This window comes from Pigmentiphaga soli (assembly GCF_039541095.1).
GTDB lineage: Bacteria > Pseudomonadota > Gammaproteobacteria > Burkholderiales > Burkholderiaceae_B > Pigmentiphaga > Pigmentiphaga soli.
Genome location: NZ_BAABFO010000004.1, coordinates 196,656 through 213,776, shown reverse-complemented (window position 1 = coordinate 213,776; position 17,121 = coordinate 196,656). Strand labels below are relative to the sequence as shown.

22 protein-coding genes and 3 pseudogenes are annotated in these 17,121 nt (G+C 58.0%); 13 read left to right on the top strand and 12 right to left on the bottom strand.

The features are described 5' to 3' along the window. Window positions 1–10 precede the first annotated feature (10 nt). Window positions 11–937 carry a LysR family transcriptional regulator gene (locus ABD927_RS06005; RefSeq protein WP_345247323.1) on the bottom strand — a complete coding sequence of 309 codons (927 nt, stop codon included), beginning with the start codon at window positions 935–937 and terminating at the stop codon, window positions 11–13. Window positions 938–1,066: 129 nt separating this feature from the next. On the opposite strand from ABD927_RS06005, the gene ABD927_RS06000 reads away from it, so the two are divergent. Next, window positions 1,067–1,855, top strand: a complete 789-nt coding sequence (locus ABD927_RS06000) for an alpha/beta fold hydrolase (RefSeq protein ID WP_009618129.1) — start codon at window positions 1,067–1,069, stop codon at window positions 1,853–1,855. 102 nt (window positions 1,856–1,957) lie between these two features. After that, complete coding sequence (locus ABD927_RS05995) at window positions 1,958–2,200, top strand: hypothetical protein (RefSeq protein WP_052754977.1); 243 nt, start codon at window positions 1,958–1,960, stop codon at window positions 2,198–2,200. A 128-nt stretch (window positions 2,201–2,328) separates the two neighbouring features. Here ABD927_RS05995 and map read toward each other — a convergent pair whose 3' ends face one another. The 3 genes from map to ABD927_RS05980 all read right to left on the bottom strand — a co-directional run bounded on the left by map (window position 2,329) and on the right by ABD927_RS05980 (window position 3,940). Beyond that, on the bottom strand, window positions 2,329–3,096 hold the full coding sequence (gene map, locus ABD927_RS05990) for a type I methionyl aminopeptidase (protein WP_345247318.1): 768 nt from the start codon (window positions 3,094–3,096) through the stop codon (window positions 2,329–2,331). Then, window positions 3,093–3,305, bottom strand: coding sequence for a ParD-like family protein (locus tag ABD927_RS05985; RefSeq protein ID WP_001554376.1), 213 nt, complete (start codon window positions 3,303–3,305; stop codon window positions 3,093–3,095). Before ABD927_RS05985 ends, map begins: the two co-directional genes overlap by 4 nt. Before the next feature lie 242 nt (window positions 3,306–3,547). Beyond that, a complete protein-coding gene (locus ABD927_RS05980) occupies window positions 3,548–3,940 on the bottom strand; it encodes a nuclear transport factor 2 family protein (protein ID WP_001554375.1) in 393 nt (130 codons plus the stop codon). Window positions 3,941–4,039: 99 nt separating this feature from the next. Here ABD927_RS05980 and ABD927_RS05975 point away from each other — a divergent pair, with 99 nt between their 5' ends. The 3 genes from ABD927_RS05975 to istB all read left to right on the top strand — a co-directional run bounded on the left by ABD927_RS05975 (window position 4,040) and on the right by istB (window position 7,361). Further along, complete coding sequence (locus ABD927_RS05975; RefSeq protein ID WP_230592673.1) at window positions 4,040–4,954, top strand: LysR family transcriptional regulator; 915 nt, start codon at window positions 4,040–4,042, stop codon at window positions 4,952–4,954. 90 nt (window positions 4,955–5,044) lie between these two features. Further along, window positions 5,045–6,577, top strand: coding sequence for an IS21 family transposase (gene istA / locus ABD927_RS05970; protein ID WP_345247449.1), 1,533 nt, complete (start codon window positions 5,045–5,047; stop codon window positions 6,575–6,577). Further along, entirely contained in the window at window positions 6,567–7,361 is a 795-nt protein-coding gene (istB, locus tag ABD927_RS05965; RefSeq protein ID WP_036589678.1) for an IS21-like element helper ATPase IstB, read from the top strand. Before istA ends, istB begins: the two co-directional genes overlap by 11 nt. 14 nt (window positions 7,362–7,375) lie before the next feature. On the opposite strand, the gene ABD927_RS05960 is transcribed toward istB, so the two are convergent. Further along, window positions 7,376–8,110 (bottom strand): MFS transporter, encoded by a 735-nt coding sequence (locus tag ABD927_RS05960; RefSeq protein WP_201792704.1) that lies wholly within the window; start codon window positions 8,108–8,110, stop codon window positions 7,376–7,378. Window positions 8,111–8,168: 58 nt separating this feature from the next. Here ABD927_RS05960 and ABD927_RS05955 point away from each other — a divergent pair, with 58 nt between their 5' ends. From ABD927_RS05955 to ABD927_RS05945, 3 genes are read left to right on the top strand one after another with little or no spacing between them, the layout of a single operon-like run. Further along, window positions 8,169–8,372 carry a ribbon-helix-helix protein, CopG family gene (locus ABD927_RS05955; RefSeq protein WP_062737779.1) on the top strand — a complete coding sequence of 68 codons (204 nt, stop codon included), beginning with the start codon at window positions 8,169–8,171 and terminating at the stop codon, window positions 8,370–8,372. Continuing rightward, entirely contained in the window at window positions 8,369–8,731 is a 363-nt protein-coding gene (locus ABD927_RS05950; protein ID WP_032972548.1) for a VOC family protein, read from the top strand. The genes ABD927_RS05955 and ABD927_RS05950 overlap by 4 nt, the downstream gene beginning before the upstream one ends. Next, complete coding sequence (locus ABD927_RS05945; RefSeq protein ID WP_345247447.1) at window positions 8,731–9,588, top strand: class I SAM-dependent methyltransferase; 858 nt, start codon at window positions 8,731–8,733, stop codon at window positions 9,586–9,588. Before ABD927_RS05950 ends, ABD927_RS05945 begins: the two co-directional genes overlap by 1 nt. On the opposite strand, the gene ABD927_RS05940 is transcribed toward ABD927_RS05945, so the two are convergent. Next, window positions 9,585–10,205: a hypothetical protein gene (locus ABD927_RS05940; protein WP_043223441.1), complete on the bottom strand. Its 621-nt coding sequence runs from the start codon at window positions 10,203–10,205 to the stop codon at window positions 9,585–9,587. The two genes, ABD927_RS05945 and ABD927_RS05940, sit on opposite strands and share 4 nt — an antisense overlap. A gap of 14 nt (window positions 10,206–10,219) precedes the next feature. Further along, a complete protein-coding gene (locus tag ABD927_RS05935) occupies window positions 10,220–10,687 on the bottom strand; it encodes a MarR family winged helix-turn-helix transcriptional regulator (RefSeq protein ID WP_168334300.1) in 468 nt (155 codons plus the stop codon). Window positions 10,688–10,781: 94 nt separating this feature from the next. Here ABD927_RS05935 and ABD927_RS05930 point away from each other — a divergent pair, with 94 nt between their 5' ends. Together ABD927_RS05930 and ABD927_RS05925 are read left to right on the top strand one after the other, a co-directional pair. Next, window positions 10,782–11,246: a hypothetical protein gene (locus ABD927_RS05930; protein ID WP_345247301.1), complete on the top strand. Its 465-nt coding sequence runs from the start codon at window positions 10,782–10,784 to the stop codon at window positions 11,244–11,246. A 46-nt stretch (window positions 11,247–11,292) separates the two neighbouring features. Next, window positions 11,293–11,919, top strand: coding sequence for a LysE family translocator (locus ABD927_RS05925; RefSeq protein WP_032963801.1), 627 nt, complete (start codon window positions 11,293–11,295; stop codon window positions 11,917–11,919). Between the two features lie 18 nt (window positions 11,920–11,937). Here the strand turns inward: ABD927_RS05925 and ABD927_RS24620 are convergent. The 3 genes and pseudogenes from ABD927_RS24620 to ABD927_RS05915 form a co-directional block, all read right to left on the bottom strand. Continuing rightward, a pseudogene (locus ABD927_RS24620) lies at window positions 11,938–12,462 on the bottom strand (LysR substrate-binding domain-containing protein); the annotation flags it as partial. 27 nt (window positions 12,463–12,489) lie between these two features. Next, window positions 12,490–13,068 (bottom strand): annotated as a pseudogene (locus tag ABD927_RS24615) (alpha/beta fold hydrolase); the annotation flags it as partial. 22 nt (window positions 13,069–13,090) lie between these two features. Then, entirely contained in the window at window positions 13,091–13,999 is a 909-nt protein-coding gene (locus ABD927_RS05915) for an alpha/beta fold hydrolase (protein ID WP_345247294.1), read from the bottom strand. Between the two features lie 89 nt (window positions 14,000–14,088). Here ABD927_RS05915 and ABD927_RS05910 point away from each other — a divergent pair, with 89 nt between their 5' ends. Continuing rightward, a complete protein-coding gene (locus tag ABD927_RS05910) occupies window positions 14,089–14,454 on the top strand; it encodes a MerR family transcriptional regulator (RefSeq protein ID WP_032963568.1) in 366 nt (121 codons plus the stop codon). A 105-nt stretch (window positions 14,455–14,559) separates the two neighbouring features. On the opposite strand, the pseudogene ABD927_RS05905 reads toward ABD927_RS05910, so the two are convergent. Further along, a pseudogene (locus ABD927_RS05905) lies at window positions 14,560–14,741 on the bottom strand (IS5/IS1182 family transposase); the annotation flags it as partial. Between the two features lie 374 nt (window positions 14,742–15,115). Next, the gene (locus ABD927_RS05900) at window positions 15,116–16,072 is read right to left on the bottom strand and encodes a GlxA family transcriptional regulator (RefSeq protein ID WP_080701649.1); all 957 of its coding nucleotides are present in this window, start codon (window positions 16,070–16,072) and stop codon (window positions 15,116–15,118) included. A 202-nt stretch (window positions 16,073–16,274) separates the two neighbouring features. On the opposite strand from ABD927_RS05900, the gene ABD927_RS05895 reads away from it, so the two are divergent. Then, window positions 16,275–16,643: a DUF3817 domain-containing protein gene (locus ABD927_RS05895; RefSeq protein ID WP_027350538.1), complete on the top strand. Its 369-nt coding sequence runs from the start codon at window positions 16,275–16,277 to the stop codon at window positions 16,641–16,643. After that, a complete protein-coding gene (locus ABD927_RS05890; RefSeq protein WP_201267685.1) occupies window positions 16,643–17,068 on the top strand; it encodes a CopD family protein in 426 nt (141 codons plus the stop codon). Before ABD927_RS05895 ends, ABD927_RS05890 begins: the two co-directional genes overlap by 1 nt. Window positions 17,069–17,121 lie beyond the last annotated feature (53 nt).

Below are 17,121 nucleotides of genomic sequence, written 5' to 3'. Positions count from 1 at the left end.
AGGGGCAACCTCAAGCCGTAGTGCTCCTATGCATGAGATCCCATGGCTGCGTGTCGCCGAAGCTCATGCTCAGATGCTCGATGAAGCGGCGAACTTTCAACGACACATGCCGCTTGCTCGGATAGATGGCATGAATCGCCAAATCAGTTGTTTTGTGGTCGGCCAGCAGGACACGAAGCGCACCGCTGGCGATGGACTGCTCGAACACGAAGCTGGGGCCGTAGACCACCCCCGCCCCTGTCAGCGCTGCCGCTAGCAGCATCTGCATGTTGTTTGCAGCGAGCCGGATCTCACCATCAATGTGATATGTCTGGCCGTTAGCATCCGTAACGCTCCAGTCTCCGGCTGAAACCGCCTGGGAGAAAGCAAGCCGAGGTGCCTGGCGGAGCTGTTCGATGGTTTTCGGCTCGCCATGTCGTGCCAAAAAGGATGGCGCTGCGCAGAACATCATGCGACACGAGGTGAGCCGCCGAGCAACGAGATCGGAGTCTTGCAGACGGCCGATGCGGATAGCAATGTCGATGCCATCTGCCAGTAGATCGACATAGCGATCGCTCAGCGTGGTCTCGATCGAGACATCGGGGTATTCAGCCAGATAATTCGATACAACGCGACCAAGATGCAGTGCCCCAAAGGTTGTCGGCGCAGCCACGCGCAACATTCCACGCACACTCTGTTGCGCGTCCTGGGCTTCGCGATTCGCGTCCTCGTACTCTTCCAGTAAGCGCTTGCATCGCGTGTAGTAGGACCTTCCTACATCCGTTAGCGTCAACTTGCGCGTACTGCGTTGAAGCAACCGAACTTTCAACTGTCCCTCGATCGCGGAAACGTGCTTGCCCGCCATCGAGGGTGACAGGCCAAACCGCCGAGCGGCGCTTACCAAGCTGCCTTCTTCGACTGCGGAGACGAACACCGCCATGCTGAGCAATCTATCCATACCACCTCATTCGATATCCTGATTATCAGGTGGTAATAAATCTAGGCCAATTATCGGCCGAACGGAATGGGTCTAGCCTAGCACTGTAGCCAGCCGATCCCCGGTGGGCTTTAGCAAAAGGATGTTCCGATGAAGGTCGAATCGAACGGCATAGAGATCCATGTCGAGGAACAAGGGCAAGGCGATCCGTCACTCGTTTTTCTGCATTACTGGGGCGGCTCGTCTCGCACTTGGAAGCATGTCTGCTCCAGGCTGGCGCCGAACTTCCATACGCTTGCTCTCGATCATCGCGGCTGGGGTCAATCCGACGCGCCTTCGATGGGCTACGGGCTGGCAGACCTTGCAGCCGATGCGGAGGGCGTGATCGCAGCGCTGCACCCGAAGCGCTACGTTCTGATCGGTCACTCTATGGGAGGCAAGGTTGCTCAGCTTATGGCGTCGCGGCGGCCTGTCGGACTGGTCGGGCTGGTTCTCATCGCTCCTTCACCGCCATCGCCAATGATCTTGCCGAAAGAGGCACGCGAAATGATGGCAGGAGCCTACGCAAATCGCGAAACAGTGGAGGCGACTATCGACAACGTGCTGACGGCCCTCCCACTGTCAGCGGAGGATCGCGAACAAGTGATCGCGGACAGCTTGCGTGGCGCGCCAGCGGCCAAGCTAGCTTGGCCCAGAGCGACCAGCTTGGAAGACATCACTGGACAGGTAGGTGCCATCGACGTACCTACGCTTGTTATTGCAGGCGAGCGGGATCGCGTGGATTCGCCCGAGGTACTGAGGAAAGAATTACTTCCCCGCGTATCGCAAGCCGTCATGACCGTAGTACCAGATGCAGGGCATTTGCCTATGTTAGAAACACCGGATGCATTGACTCCATTGATTGAGAATTTCTGCCGTTCACTGCCAGGGAAGGGGTGAAGCGGACATCGCGGCGGTGCGCAATCGAAGCGCCTCGCAGCTAATACGCGGCGAAAAGCTCGCCCCCCGAAGGGCGTTGCACGGACGTGGGCGGCGCAGTTCGTGCACTGGTACAACCACGAGCACCTGCACAGCGGGCTGCGCTTCGTGGCCCCGGCCGTTCGCCATGCCGGTCAGGATGAGGTCCAGTTGCAGGCACGCAGATGGGTATACGAGCTTGCCCGCCAGCGTCATCCGCAGCGCAGGACCGGACCGACCCGCAACTGGAGCCGCGTTGGCGCCGTCACCCTCAATCCCGACCGCGATGCGGGCGCGCCGAGGCAAAGCCGACAGCATGACAAGTAACCGATTAGCTGCATGAGATCAGGCGACAACTACCTTGACACGCACCGAGAGCACGCCGGCAACGGCGTGTTCTTACCCGAAGGCAAAGTCAGGTCCTGAGCGAAAGTCCGTATCGCTACCACACTGGATCAGTGCAACGCCTTTTCGCCCGGGCGCAGCGTCAAGACACGCACACCGTTCCCGGTGACAGCAACGGTATGCTCGAACTGAGCCGACAATTGCCCATCGCGCGTAACCACCGTCCAGCCGTCGTCCTCAGTTCGAATGGCACGTCGTCCTTGGTTCACCATCGGCTCTATGGTGAAAACCATGCCTTCGCGCAGTACTAGCCCCGTTCGCGGCTTGCCCCAGTGCAAAACCTGGGGGTCCTCGTGCATTTCACGACCGATACCGTGCCCACAGTATTCCCGGACGATCGAATAACCATTCCTGCGGGCATGCCGCTCGATGGCGTGGCCCACGTCACCGAGCGTGGCACCTGGGCGGACAGCCTGGATGCCTTTCCACATCGCTTCATAAGCCACTTGCACGAGCCGCCGTGCCGGCTGCGACACCTGGCCCACCAGATAGGTCTTGCTGGAATCGGCGATGTAGCCGTTCTTCTCCAGCGTGATGTCGAAATTGACGATGTCCCCGTCCTGCAGGATGTCCTCGGCGGAAGGAACGCCGTGGCAGACCACATGGTTGCGGGAGGCGTTTAGCGCGTAGGCGTAACCGTATTGCCCTTTGCTGGCCGGACGTGCGTTGAGTTCATGGACGATGAGGTCATCGACCAGATCGTTGACCTGCATCGTGGACATGCCGATCAGGTTCAGCCGATCAAGATGGCTGAACACCTGCGCCAAAAGCTGGCCTGACTCTGCCATCAGCGCAATTTCTTCTGGCCGTTTGGTCATGACGCCCCCATCTTGATGGGTTGCGCCACAACGCCCGCGGCCCGCAGTTCACGAGCAACGATATCGTTGAAGCTTTGCGTTGGATTCATTTCGCACAGCATGCCGATCCTGATCCAGAAGGCTGCCTGTGCGTTGATCGACCGGCACGATACTGCGCTGGCCTTGCGCAGTTGGTCATGCAGATCGTCGTCGATGTTCACGATACCCATGTGTCTAGTTGCATATGAAACGTATACGAATCATATAGGCGTCTTGGCCGTAGCGCAAGTGAACTGCGCTGACGTGACCAAGTCGACGCCATGATGGTTTCCTAGGAGCCGGTAGCGCAGGCCTGACTCGGCGCGATAGCAATGGCGGGCCGAGTTCGCCGATCGGGCTATGACGGCATGGGCATCGGCAAGCTCGGCCAAGCTCCACTCTCGACCGAGGGCGTCGCCTTGACCTCGAACCTTCAGTCCCTGGCAAAAAAGGCATTCATGCCCGGCAGGTCGGACAGGTAGGTCTCGATAGCAGCGATCTTGCCATCGCGCAAGGTGCAGACCGTAGCCAGATGCTCGTCCAGTACGAGGTCATTCCGGCGTGCAGTGTTATGCAGCGAGAGCGCGACATTATCCCGGCTTACCAGAATGTGCTTGAGCTCGAAATTCAGGCCGAAGCTGGCAATTAGCTCAGCTCTGGCAACGACTGCTTCCGCACCGACCGCTGGACCAGAGATCTGATTGTCTCCGGGCAGAACCCAGGTGGCATCGTCGGTAAGAAGCTTACGGATCGCCTGCCAGTCGCGGCGGGTCAGTGCGGCATGAAACTGCTTGGCCAAAGCAAGCTTTGTTTCGTAGGTATGCATGACTATTCTCCTGTAGCAGGGTGTACAGCGAGATTAGACAGCGCCAGGAATGGATCTGTAAAATTGATATTTGATAGTAGCTAGCAATAGATTAAAGTTATGAAGAAGCACGACATGGGTCTACTGGTGTCGTTGGATGTTCTGCTTGAAGAGGCCAACGTCACTCGTGCAGCACGACGCTTAGCCATCAGCCAGCCTGCACTCTCAGCCCAATTGGCCCGCTTGCGGCAGGTGCTTGATGATCCTTTGCTGGTGCCGGCCGAGCGCGGCCGAGGTATGCGGTTGACGCCACGTGCAGCGCAGCTGAAATCACCCCTGCATGAGTTGCTGACACGGCTTGAGGATCTTGTCGAGGCGCCCTACGCTTTCGATCCCAGCACGGCCAAGCGCGATTTCACGATCGCCCTCAATGACAATGCCGCGATGACGATTGGACTGGATCTCATCGAGTGCATTCGGAAGCAGTCGTATGCAGGCATTAGATTGGCCATGCTCCAGATACCCCGGGATGAGGTCCTGGATCTTGCAGCTCGCGGCCGCATCGACCTGGTGATCGGCACCCGAGCCTTCATGCCCCCTGGTTTGCGCACCCATGATCTGGTCGACGACAGGTTTCAGGTGGCCCAACGCAAAGGGCATCCTCGCGGCACGGCTGCAATGACGCTGGAGCAATACTGCGCTTATGAGCATGTGCTGGTGTCTACCAATGGCAGTTATCACAGTGGGATCGATGATTTTCTTGCAGAGCTGGGGCATTATCGACACACCACGGTATCCGTGCAGTACTACACAGCGGTGCCACCGATACTTGAGCGCACGAACTGCCTGGCGACGTTGCCTGAGCGCTTCCTACACCGCTTTGATCACATGATCGACCGCTTCGACCTCCCATTCGCATTCGATCCGTTCCAGCTGCAGGTCGGTTGGCATCCGCGCTTTGACGAAGATTTAGGACATCAGTGGCTGCGTGAACAGCTGATTGCGGTGAGGCTGTTGGTTTCCACGCAGAACTGAGCCAGTTAGGCAGATAATTTCCATTGAGAACTGAGCCATGTGAACCTTCCCCCCAACGCGGTGAGCGACGGGGGCAGCGGAGTGATCCACATGGGACTTTTAAACATCATCCGGCGCATGGCGCTGCGAGAGAAGCAGTCGATCCGCGAGATCAGCCGGCGCACCGGTCTGTCGCGCAACACGATCGCGAAGTATTTGAGCGCGGGTACGATAGAGCCGACGTTCACGGTACCGGAACGACCGAGCAAGCTTGATCCTTTTGCCGACAAACTCGCGGCCTGGCTGAAGACCGAGACCGGAAAGTCGCGCAAGCAGCGCCGAACACTGAAGCAGCTTCATTCCGATCTGGTGGTTCTCGGCTTTACCGGCTCCTATGGTCGGGTCGCCGCATTCGCTCGTGATTGGCGGGCTGATCGGCAACGTGAGCAGCAGACGACGGGCCGCGGCATATTCGTTCCGCTGTCTTTCCGACCAGGCGAAGCATTCCAGTTCGATTGGAGTGAGGACTATGCCGTGATAGGCGGCGAGCGCACGAAGCTTCAGGTCGCGCATATCAAGCTATCGCACAGTCGCGCGTTTTTTGTCAGGGCCTACCTGTTGCAGACGCATGAGATGCTGTTTGACGCCCATTGGCACGGCTTCCGCGTGTTTGGCGGCGTGCCTGGTCGTGGCATCTACGATAACATGAAGACAGCGGTCGATCGTGTGGGCCGCGGCAAGGAGCGACAGGTCAACATCCGTTTCCTTGCGATGACGAACCATTACGTCTTTGCGCCAGAGTTCTGCAATCCCGCCGCGGGCTGGGAGAAGGGGCAGGTCGAGAAGAACGTCCAGGATGCCCGACCGCGGCTGTGGCAACAGATGCCCGACTTTCCAGATTTGGGGGCATTGAATATCTGGCTGGAACAGCATTGCCAGGACCTGTGGCGGGAGACAGCGCATGGCACCTTGTCCGGCTCGATCGCGGATGTTTGGGCTGATGAGCGGGCAGTATTGATGGCGCTCCCCGCCATGTTTGACGGCTTCGTCGAGCAGAGCAAGCGCGTCTCGCCGACATGCCTGATCACCTTCGAGCGCAATCGTTACAGCGTGCCTGCGTCTTTTGCGAACCGGCCCGTCAGCCTGAGGATTTATCCCGAGCGACTGGTCGTTGCGGCCGAGGGCAATATCCTTTGCGAACATCCGCGGATCATAGAACGCAGCCACGACAAACCGCCGAGGACGATTTACGACTGGCGCCATTACCTTGCGGTCATCCAGCGCAAGCCTGGAGCACTGCGCAATGGCGCACCCTTCCTGGAATTGCCGCTGGCCTTTCGACAGCTGCAGGAGCAGATGCTGCGCCGCCCTGGTGGTGATCGTGAGATGGCCGATATCCTTGCCCTCGTCCTTCATCACAACGAACAGGCCGTCATCAGTGCTGTGGAATTGGCTTTGGATCAAGGCGTGGCAACCAAAATGCATGTGCTAAACCTGCTGCATATGCTGATCGACGATAAGACGGCTGACGGTCCCGACGTCGATACGCCACAGGCACTGACTTTGCTGCGCGAACCCAAGGGCAATGTCGAACGCAATGATGGCCTGCGTGTCCGGATCGTTGGAGGTCGCCATGCGTCATGATCCAGCCAGTGCCGCCGTCGTCATCATGCTGCGAAGCCTGAAGATGTATGGCATGTCCCAAGCCGTCAGTGACCTGATCGAGCAAGGTGCTCCAGCCTTTGATGCAGCCGTGCCGATCCTGTCCCAGTTGCTGAAAGCCGAGATGGCCGAGCGCGAGGTCCGGTCCATCGCCTATCACATGAAGGCTGCCCGCTTCCCAGCCTACAAGGACCTCTCCGGATACGACTTCGCCGCCAGCGAAATCAACGAAGCGACGGTGCGCCAATTGCATAGATGCGAGTTCATCGACGGCGCGCAGAATATCGTGCTTGTCGGCGGACCGGGCACAGGAAAAACACATGTCGCCACCGCCCTCGGCATCCAGGCGATCGAGCATCACCGTCGAAAGGTCCGATTCTTCTCGACCATCGAATTGGTCAACGCGCTTGAGCAGGAGAAGGCTAAAGGCAAGGCGGGGCAGATCGCAGAGACCTTGGTCCGCCTTGATCTGCTCATCCTCGACGAGTTGGGATACCTGCCGTTCAGCGCCTCAGGGGGAGCACTGCTCTTCCACCTTCTGAGCAAGCTCTATGAACGGACGAGCGTTGTGATTACCACCAACCTCAGCTTCAGCGAATGGGCAACCGTCTTCGGCGACGCCAAGATGACAACCGCATTGCTCGATCGCCTGACCCACCGCTGCCATATCCTGGAAACAGGGAACGACAGCTTCCGCTTCAAGGCCAGCTCGGCAGCCGCAGCACAGAAGAGAGGACAAAACGCCAATCCCTTGACTAAACCCTGATCAGAAAACCATACTTAGAGGTGGCTCACTTCTCGGTGGAAAAACTGGCTCAGTTCCGCGTGCAAACCAACACCTTGAAGACCTAGAGCCGTGCCCGGACGCCAAATGCGACCGATTATCCGCCAGAAGGACTCCCGTTGACCCGCATGCGGTGCCACCGCTGGCAGCCGATAGATGGCAGCTAACCCGACGAGTGGCAGCACCGTGCAGGCAACCATCAGCCAAGCGAAGCCGAGCCTATTCAGGAGCGCAAGTCCCAATGGACCACCCGCTGCGTAGGCACCGTACATACCGACGCCAACGAGCGACATGACCCGGCCAGTTCTCGCCTGCCCCATCAGCCCAATGGCCCAGCTTATCATGCCCACATTAGCAACGCTCTCGCCGAGACCAAGCAGAAGGCGCCCGACGATCAGCACCGCGTAGCTGCCGCCCATGGGAAGTTGAGGCCAACTCGCGGTGAAGCAGATCAGCCCGGCCGCAGCATAGAGGAGCAGGCCCCGCTGCATACAATGTTTGCCTCCGAGTCGATCAACATGGGCTCCAGCCCAGCCACGCGTGAGGATCGTCGATACAAAGGTAATCCCGACAGCTAGCCCCCCGTAGGCGTTATCCAGCCCCAGGCCATGCACGACGTGGACCGGCACCGCCGGCAACGACATTGCAACAGTAAGATACGAGAGAAACAATGCCGCTGTGAGGGCCAGAACCCGGCGATAAGCTAATTCGGGCTGTTCAACATCGGACATGGGCACGCACTCACCAGCAGGGTTGATTTGATTCTAGTTTGCTAGCATACTAGCTCCTATGGCTAGTGAAGATGTCAAGCAGTTCAACGTTTACCTCCCGGTCAGCCTGATCCGAGAGGTCAAACATCATGCGATTGAAGCCGAAATGTCGCTCTCGGCGCTCGTTGCCGACGCGCTACGCGCGTATCTGAACGAGAAAATCAACAAGAGAGGAGATCTTCCGCGCAGCCAAAACAGACGTAGAAAAGGAGATGAACAATGAAGACCGAAGGTGTGAAAGCAATCTTCCTGACGACCCATAATTGGGGAAAGTCCGCAAAGTTCTTTCAGTCCTTGGGATACGAGCTTGACTTTGAAACCGATCATAATTCTGGACAACTGCGCAACGAGGCGGGCCCGTATCTTTTCATCGCCGAAGTGCCAGAGAACGAGCAGCCTGCCATCCAAATGGTGCTAAAGATTCGCGATGGCGAAACCCTTGACCTTGCCCCCCCGTTTGAAGTCGTTTCGCCGTTCGCAGACACCCATTGGGGTACGCGGGAAATGACTGTCCGCGATCCGGATGGGCGGACCTGGAGCCTGGAAGCCCCAGCACAGACAAAAGCCGGCGCATCAACATGATGCAAGGCAAGGCGAACTTGGCGCCGGAGAGCACGGCAGAACGTACCGCGCTGTGGCGTGCCCTGCACGTCGAGATCGATGCAGCGCCTCACGTCTTTGAGGACAGGGTTGGGCTTCGCCTTCTGGCGCCCGGCGCGGAGTGGCGGCGTCGTCCCGACATGGATCCCGATTTTACAAAGACCTTTCGTGCGTCGATGGTTGCCAGAGCGAGGTTTGTCGAAGATCTGGTCATTGAACAAGCTGATCGCGGCGTTGCGCAGTATGTCATTTTAGGCGCCGGCATCGACACCTTCGCCCAACGCAGGACAGACGTTGCGTGTCGGATGCGCATCTTTGAAGTCGATCAGCCGGCGCCCCAGGAATGGAAACGCCAACGGCTGACCGCGCTTGGCTATGGCATTCCTGAATGGTTGCGCTTTGTCCCGGTTGATTTCGAAGCAGGAGGCTCTGTCTGGCAGGCACTTGCGGAGGCGGGCTTCGATGCGAAGCAGTCGGCCATCATAGCTTCCACCGGCGTCAGCATGTACCTGACGAAAGAAGCAACTCTGGCAACTTTCCGTCAGGTCGCGGCGCTTGCGCCAGGATCGACACTCGCCATGACGTTCATGTTGCCGCTCTATCTCATGCCGCCTGATGTTCGGCTACAGCTTGGGCAGGCGCTCGAGGGTGCACGCGCAAGCGGAACACCATTCATTAGCTTATTCGCGCCTGAAGAGATAATGGCCATGGCTCGGAGTGCCGGCTTTCAGGATGTTCGGCATGTCCCCCCGAGCGCACTTGCACAACGCTACTTCACGAACCGGAAGGATGGCTTGCAATTATCGAGCGCGGAAGAGTTCTTGGTCGCGACGACCTAGAACTCTGGTTGACGAGGCCCTTTCAGCCAGTCTTCAAACTCAGACAGGCTGGTTACGCCGTATTCGAGTACAGCTTCATAAACTTGAAAGCTGGATGGGCGTCTACCTGAACAGGAACCGTTCGCCAGCGCGGTTTTGATCGCCAAAATCGACTGGCGAGCGGAAGTGGTCAGCTTTGACGGAATTGTGCGAAGATGTTTGAGATCAGGCTGCCTCTCCGGCTCGTCGACAAACCAGATGTCAAAGGTCCAGTCTCGGCCGGTCTCGTCGCGACAGGTTACCCCCAGATACAGGCCATCGGGATATTTTTCGACATCACTGTTCCAGATACCCGTATCATTGCGGAATTGAACAGAGCCTATAGAAGCATGCATAGCCAGCTTCCCGCCAAGTTCAGCCACCGCGCGGTGCGTCTCCTCATCCAGCTTCTTGCACGTAACGGTGATGTCGATATCCCGGCGGACCATCAGACCCAGTGCGGAACTTCCCACGCGCGTCGGACTTCCGATCTCTGACAGCAAGTTGTCCAAGCCGAGCGCATCTATTAGCGCGTCGGCTTCGGCCTGCAACTTCGCTTGATGAATGAGTAATTCTGATAACCCATCAGTTTTCGACATCTATACAACCCCTTTTACCGCTTATCAGCGCTGTCATTTTGAGTTTCCAGGTTTCTAAGGCTTCTAACGAAATCGCTCGCGATCTCTGCGCTGCGTTCTGTAAAATCTATGAGCAGGTTCAATTCTGCCGCCGAGTAGCGGTTAAACAGCCGTTCCGTCGCCGCCTGGAGAGGATGATAGATCGCTGCGAGTGCGCCTATGTTCTCGGGACGCAGCCGGACGTAGACACGTCGACGATCTTGCGGATCACGCTCACGAGTGACGTAACCGCCCTGCTCCAACCGATCGATCAGGCTCGTGACGGCTCCGGTCGTCAAGCCAGTATGCCGCGCCAAGTCACCTGCGGTGGCACAGCCGCGTAATTGAATCAGATCGAGGCACTCAAGGGCTGTAGGAGTGAGCCCGACTGCGTCGGCGACTGCCTGGCTAATTAAGATACTCTGGGCGCTAGCTATCCGAAGCGCTACGCCAAGCCTCGTCATCTGGTCTGTCCGCCGCTGATTTGACTTTACCATCAGATTCCCTTAGCAATCAAGATAATCGATCGTCAAGATATCACAGTTGGAGGCACCCGCAATGCATGGCGTGCTCGCTCCCTTCGCAGCCTTTACCGCGCTTGCTCTTGCCGCCATGAGCCTAGGCGGCGCGTTGTACGAGTGCCTGTTGGTGGATCGGATATGGCCTGCGAATATTCACTTGATCCAGCCGGAACAGGGTGGGCTCAACCGGAAGCTCTTCGGGATGCCTGTGCACTTTGTCTTTGAGTTCACCCTCATCGCCGCCTTGTGGCTGGTCTGGGCACATCCATCTGCACGCCTGTGCCTTTTCATTGCGGCGGCAAGCCATCTCGTTATGCGTGCCTGGTCAGGTATCTATTTCATCCCCCGCGCACTCGAGTTCGAACGAGCGAACCAAATGACGCCGGCTATGCAGGAGAAAGCAAGGAGATGGGTGCGGCTGAGCATTTGGCGCGTACCTCTAGACTTTGCGACACTGCTAGCGTTGTGTGGCGCAGTCACTGCCCTGCTGATTAGCCAATAGCTGCATGCCTGACCTCTTTGATATCGTTCTCCCGGAGAAAAATAGCATGATCGACATGACGACAATGGTTACGTACTGCGCAGTTGTTCTAGGCTTTGTCTTTATTCCGGGGCCAGCCACGCTGCTCACCGTGGCGCGGGCTACAACTTCTGGAACGAAGGTCGGGATCGCCACCGGAGCCGGGATTGCCGCTGGCGACCTGGTACACACGCTCATGGCCGTGGTCGGTATCTCGGCAGTCATAGCCGCCTCTGCCATGCTGTTCAGTATCGTCAAATATATCGGCGCTGCCTATCTCATTTATCTCGGTATACGCGCGCTTCTGGAAAAAACCTCAGTCAATCCGTCGGCCGGCGCAGTGCGGATTTCCGCTGGTCAGGCTTTCAGTCAGGCAATTTTGGCGGAAGTCCTTAATCCCAAGACAGCGTTGTTCTTTCTTGCATTCCTCCCGCAATTCGTTCGGCCAGAGAACGGGTCGATAACGCTTCAACTCATCATTCTAGGGATCATCTTTGTTGGCCTAGGCCTCGTCAGCACAATCCTATTCGCAGTGGGCGCGAGCGGGCTGGGCAATTTCCTGCGCCGGAACCCGTCGGTGATGAAATGGCAGGGGAAAGTGGTCGGCTGCGTGTACTGTGCTCTAGGGGTTCGACTAGCGCTTCAAGAGCGCTAGCACCTATGCCGCTTCAGCTTAAATGCCCGAGAGTGCAGCACGCCGGCGAGCTGCTCGATCGCCGGACCAATTTACTGCCGGGGCTCCTTCAGCAGATGGCGGAGCCCCGCACGGACCGGCCGCAAGTTCGCATCCGCATGCTTCATCCAGCGCAAAATCACGGAACGCCATCAGCCGTTGGTCTGTAGCCAATCCCTCCGGCCATGTGAGCGCATATACGTGGGGCGCGAGCGCCTTGACATTGTCACCATATGGCCGAACCAGACGACCGGCCTCCAGTTCCGCGTTGATCATCGGTGAACGACCTAGAGCAACGCCCAACCCATCGATAGCCGCGGAAAGCGCAACGCCATAGTGGCTGAAGCGGAGCCGTGGCTGTGTGTTATCGGCGCTCACTTTCAGCCGCTCCAGCCAATACGACCACGCCAACGCTCGGTCAGGCGCAGGGTCCTCCTCGATGAGCGTATAACGAGTCAGATCAAACTGCTTGTTTTCCCTAGGCTGCTTCAGCAAGATCGGGCTACAGACAGGATAACTCTCTTCCCGGAAGAGAAAAATCTCGTTGTCTGTCAGCCCGCCCGCCATACGGGCCAGCGCAGCATCGATGAATGCCTGCGGGTCGGCGGACAGTAGCTTTTCCGGGAGCCCGAATGGCTGGGCCAGGAAGAACCAATGGAAATTGGCGCGTCTAAATCGTTCGTCCACCAGATCCCATGCATCCAGGGTCGGAATCACGGCCAGCGAGGCGAAGTGCGTCACCTGCCCCGGGTAATCGAGCGCGAGGCGGTATCCGGCGCGTGCCCCCCGGTCGTGTCCCACAACGGCAAACCGGCGGTGTCCAAGTTTGGCCATCAAGGCAATCAAGGCGCTGGCCACGCGACGCTTGGTCCAGCGAGGCCGATCCGAGTCGGGCCGACTGCTACCGTAGCCGGGCAGGTCCGGCGCCACGACCGTAAACGACTGTGCCAGCCGTGGCGCGACATGTCGCCATGCAAGATGGGTTTGTGGGTAGCCGTTTAGCAGCAGCACGGGCGGTCCTCCGGAGCCGCCAGTGACGCCGCAAAACGCCACGCCGCCCGCCTCGATGTGCAACTCTGAGAATCCAGCAACTGAGTTCCACGATGCAATGCCGTCGATACCCGACATCATCAACTCCGTACGGTATGGATCGCTAGCGTGAAAGAGCCATACGAACGAAATCCGACAGGTCCCGGTTGAAGCGCTCCGGTTCTTCGAGGAACGGCGCGTGCCCTGAATCGGCATACAGCTCGCTGCGGATCTGTGGGTTGAGGCTCGTAGCCCTGGCGATGCTGGGCTTGGCCTTCACGAGCGCATCCTGAGCGCCGTAGATCAGCAGGAGCGGAACCTCGGCCTTGCTCAATCCTTTGCCTGCCTCGACCGTCATCGACTGCACGGCACGTTGCATGTCCCACGATGCCAGCGCTGCGTTGGCCAGCAGCAAGGAGAACGTGGCCGCGTCGGGCTGGCGGTGGAAGCACAGCCGCAGGAAAGCGCGCTCGCCGTCCAGATGGGTTTGCAAGTCCGAAGCGATCATGTCGCGATAGACTTCAGGGTGCGCCACGATCTGGTCGGGCTTCAGCTCGATCACTCCGCCGACATAGACGGCACCGGCGATGGCTTTGTCGCCATAGGCTGCCAGGTAGTTCGATATCACGGCACCGCCCAGCGACCATCCCACGAGCACCGGTTTACGCGCGTGTGTCGATTCGATGATCGCGGCTAGGTCATTGGCCCAGCGGCGCCCGTCGGTGTAGGAACTGGCCTCGGCCGGTTTTCCTGACATGCCGTGCCCACGCAGGTCGTAAGTGATCAATCGGTAATGCTGGAGTCGAGGGTCCTGTAATTGCTTACTCCAGTTCAGCCGGCTGCCCAGCAGGCCATGAATGAAAATGATGGGAGAACCCTCGGGATCACCAGCTTCCTGGACGGCCAGCACCACTCCATCGGGGGCAGTGACGGTGTAATTCCGGGTTGCGGCGAACGTAGCCGGCGCGGCGGCCAGTAGCGCAAATGTCGCTATCAGTGCGCCGAGTGCACCACGAAGTTTCGACAAAGACATAGACACGTACTCCTAGGTTCCTAGAACACGCCTAGTCTCAAGCCTCACATTGATGTGAGTGTCAAGCGGGGAAATGGTACAGTGGGCCCATGTCCAAGCCTCAAAGCCCCATGACCATTGGCGATCTCGCCCACAAGACAGGAGCAAGCCGGCGCTCGATCCGGCATTACGACGACAACGGACTGCTAGCTTCCGTACGCGCGGAAAACGGCTATCGGATGTTTCTCCCCGTCGCCGTCACTCAGGTCCGTCAGATCCAGAGGTTGATCGCCACAGGCTTCAGCTTGGCGGAAATCCGCGGATTTCCCGATTGCATGCGCATGATCGAAGGCGCTGCAGCGTGTCCTGAAACGAGTGAAGTGCAACGCCGACGGCTCGCTTCCATAGAGCGGCAGATCGCGGACCTTGAACAGCGACGCGCACGGCTGCGCCAGATGCTGGTAGAAAAGGCCTAGCAGGCTGCTGAAGTACCCCCATCCTCGATCGTCGACCGACATCAGTGGCAGGAATCTCGAGTGTGCGGAACAGTCATCTTCGTGGAGCAATTGTTCATTGATCACTTGGAAATCTCCGAACCGTTCAGGCAGCCCCATCCTGGAATGCTCGCCTGGTAGCGGTAGAGGGCGGTTCCGACAAACCGTCGATTGTCCTTGGCGGTCACCCCGACATGACCGGCTCGACTGGGAAGCAGGCCGTGGATGCGATCCCATTGATCGTCTCGTAGGGCGTAACGGAATGCCATGGCTGCGCGGGCAAATGAAGGGGGGCGTCTAGCATCGCCTATCTGGGCAATTGATAACGGACCTAGGCACCGATGTGGCAGCCATCGTCACACTGGATCATGGCGAGTGGTTGGTGGGTCCCGTCAGTATCGCGTTCTCAACTGATTGACCGCTGTCCTATCTATTATCCATCGCCATCGTGGACGGGAGGCGCATCTAGTTGGTATGTCAGATCTGCTTGGCATGAGCAAGAGCACGCTGCAGCAAGCTGCTCATCTGATGTCTGGGCGTTTCCGGTTAAGAAATCGTGGTGGAAGTCCGTTGCTGCGACTGTTGATAGACCCTAGCGGAGCAGTCATAACGAGGAGTTCAGTCGAGAACTCGTCCAGGCAGTTCAGCGCACAGGATTAAAGGATCTTCGATAGGCCGTTGGGCTGACTCCCACGATCCGGCCGAAATGTTCCCGCAGGGAGGTGGGGCTTCCAAAGCCCACTGCACTAGCGATGTGCTCAATGGGTAGGTTTGTCGTTTCTAGCAAAGTCTGCGCACGCCTGACACGCGCTCTTAGAAGCCACTGGAGAGGGCTAGTGTTCAGTTGTTCCTGAAATCGTCGACTCAAGGTGCGGCTGCTCATCGCAGCCTGCCCAGCCATGTCCTTCAGGGTCAAATCTTGATCTAGCCGTTCTTCGATCCATTGCAGCAATGGGCTGAGATTGGAAGGTGCGCCAGGGGGATCGTAGGCGATGAACTGCGCCTGCCCGCCATCTCGTGCAAGAGGCATGACGGCACATCGAGCTGTGTCTGCTGCAACGGCATTGCCGCAGTCTTGTCGAATCATGTGTAGGCACAGATCCATTCCGGCGCACGCGCCTGCCGAGGTGAGTATCCGACCGTTGTCCACGAAAAGAACATTGGGGTCGACTGTGACCTGTGGGAAGAGATCTGCCAGAAGTTGTACACCACGCCAGTGGGTGGTGGCACGCAAGCCATCTAGCAGCCTCGTGCGTGCCAGGATGAAGGCGCCACTGCACAACGATGCGATCCTCGCACCATTCTTTTCCGCTGCTCGGATGGCTTCCAGCAGGGTGTTGGGGATAGGGGAAAGGACATCGTCGAGCCCCGGAATGATGACAGTCTGGGCATTCACGGCATGGCTCAAGCCCCAGCGGATACGCATGTCGAACAACTTTGTTCGAATACGATTCGACTGGGCGCATACGAGAACCTCGTATGGGATCTTCCCCGGCGCGAGGGGCACGCGCCCGAACATCTCGCAGGCCATCGTCAGGTCAAACGGCACAACGCCATCAAACGCCAGGATGGCTACCCTGTGTGCTGTACTTTGCTTCACAGAACTCGCTCCCTTGATTGGCAAGAATCCTTCGATAGATGGCATTCTAGCCAATTGGCGAACTTCCGACATGTCGACATACTTGTGCTTCCGGCGAGAGGAAAGTCGCTGAAGACATAACCATTGAGCAAGGTCGAGGCATGCCTGCATCCATCAGGCGCCTGGATTGCCCTGACATATTGAGCCACCCAGCGGATGAGTCATGACCACAAGCGCACAGGCAGAAAAGAACTCACTCGATCAAATCAGAAGTATTGAATCCAAACAACTGAGGCGCCTGGAGAAGGCGTCGATCGTCGAGGCGACAACTCTGATCCTGCTAGTGTTCGTTGCGGCACCTCTCCGGCATTTCGGGGATTGGCCGTATGGCTCGAAGCTACTTGGACCAATACATGGGATCGCATTCTTAGCGTACCTATGGACTGCCTTACAAACTGTAGCCGGCGGCGGCTGGCATAAACGTGAAATGCTTCGATTGTTCGCAGTTGCGTTCCTGCCATTCGGCGGCTATCTCAATATCCGGTGGCTACGTGAACGGGCGAGAATATTCAACGATATCGGACAGGCCTGATGATGATTGCGGCGCTCTATCCCTATTTGGTGGCGACGCACGTGACGGCGGTGGTGTTTCTGGTAGGCGGCTTGCTTGCGCAAGAAAGGATAGTAAATGCCATTTCGCAGTCCCCACCGGAAGAACAAGCTGGGATGCTGGCTGCATTGCAGCGCTTTGATCTCCTTGTCACCACGCCTGCATTGTTGTTGACCTGGATCTTCGGGTTATCACTGGCGCTCAGCGCAGGATGGCTGTCATCACGATGGTTGCTGGTCAAGCTGGTTTTCGTCGTCGCGCTCTCCGCCTTGCATGGATTCCGTTCCGGGCGAATACGTCATTGCATTCGAACTGGAGCAGCTATAAGAAGAATTCCCGGTGCTGATCTAGGCATCGTGATTGCGATGCTAACCATAGCTGTGTTGGCATTTGTGAAGCCGGTCTAGCACGATAGCGGAGAGTCCTTCATGTCCCCGGACGTGGCGAACCTGTCTGCCGG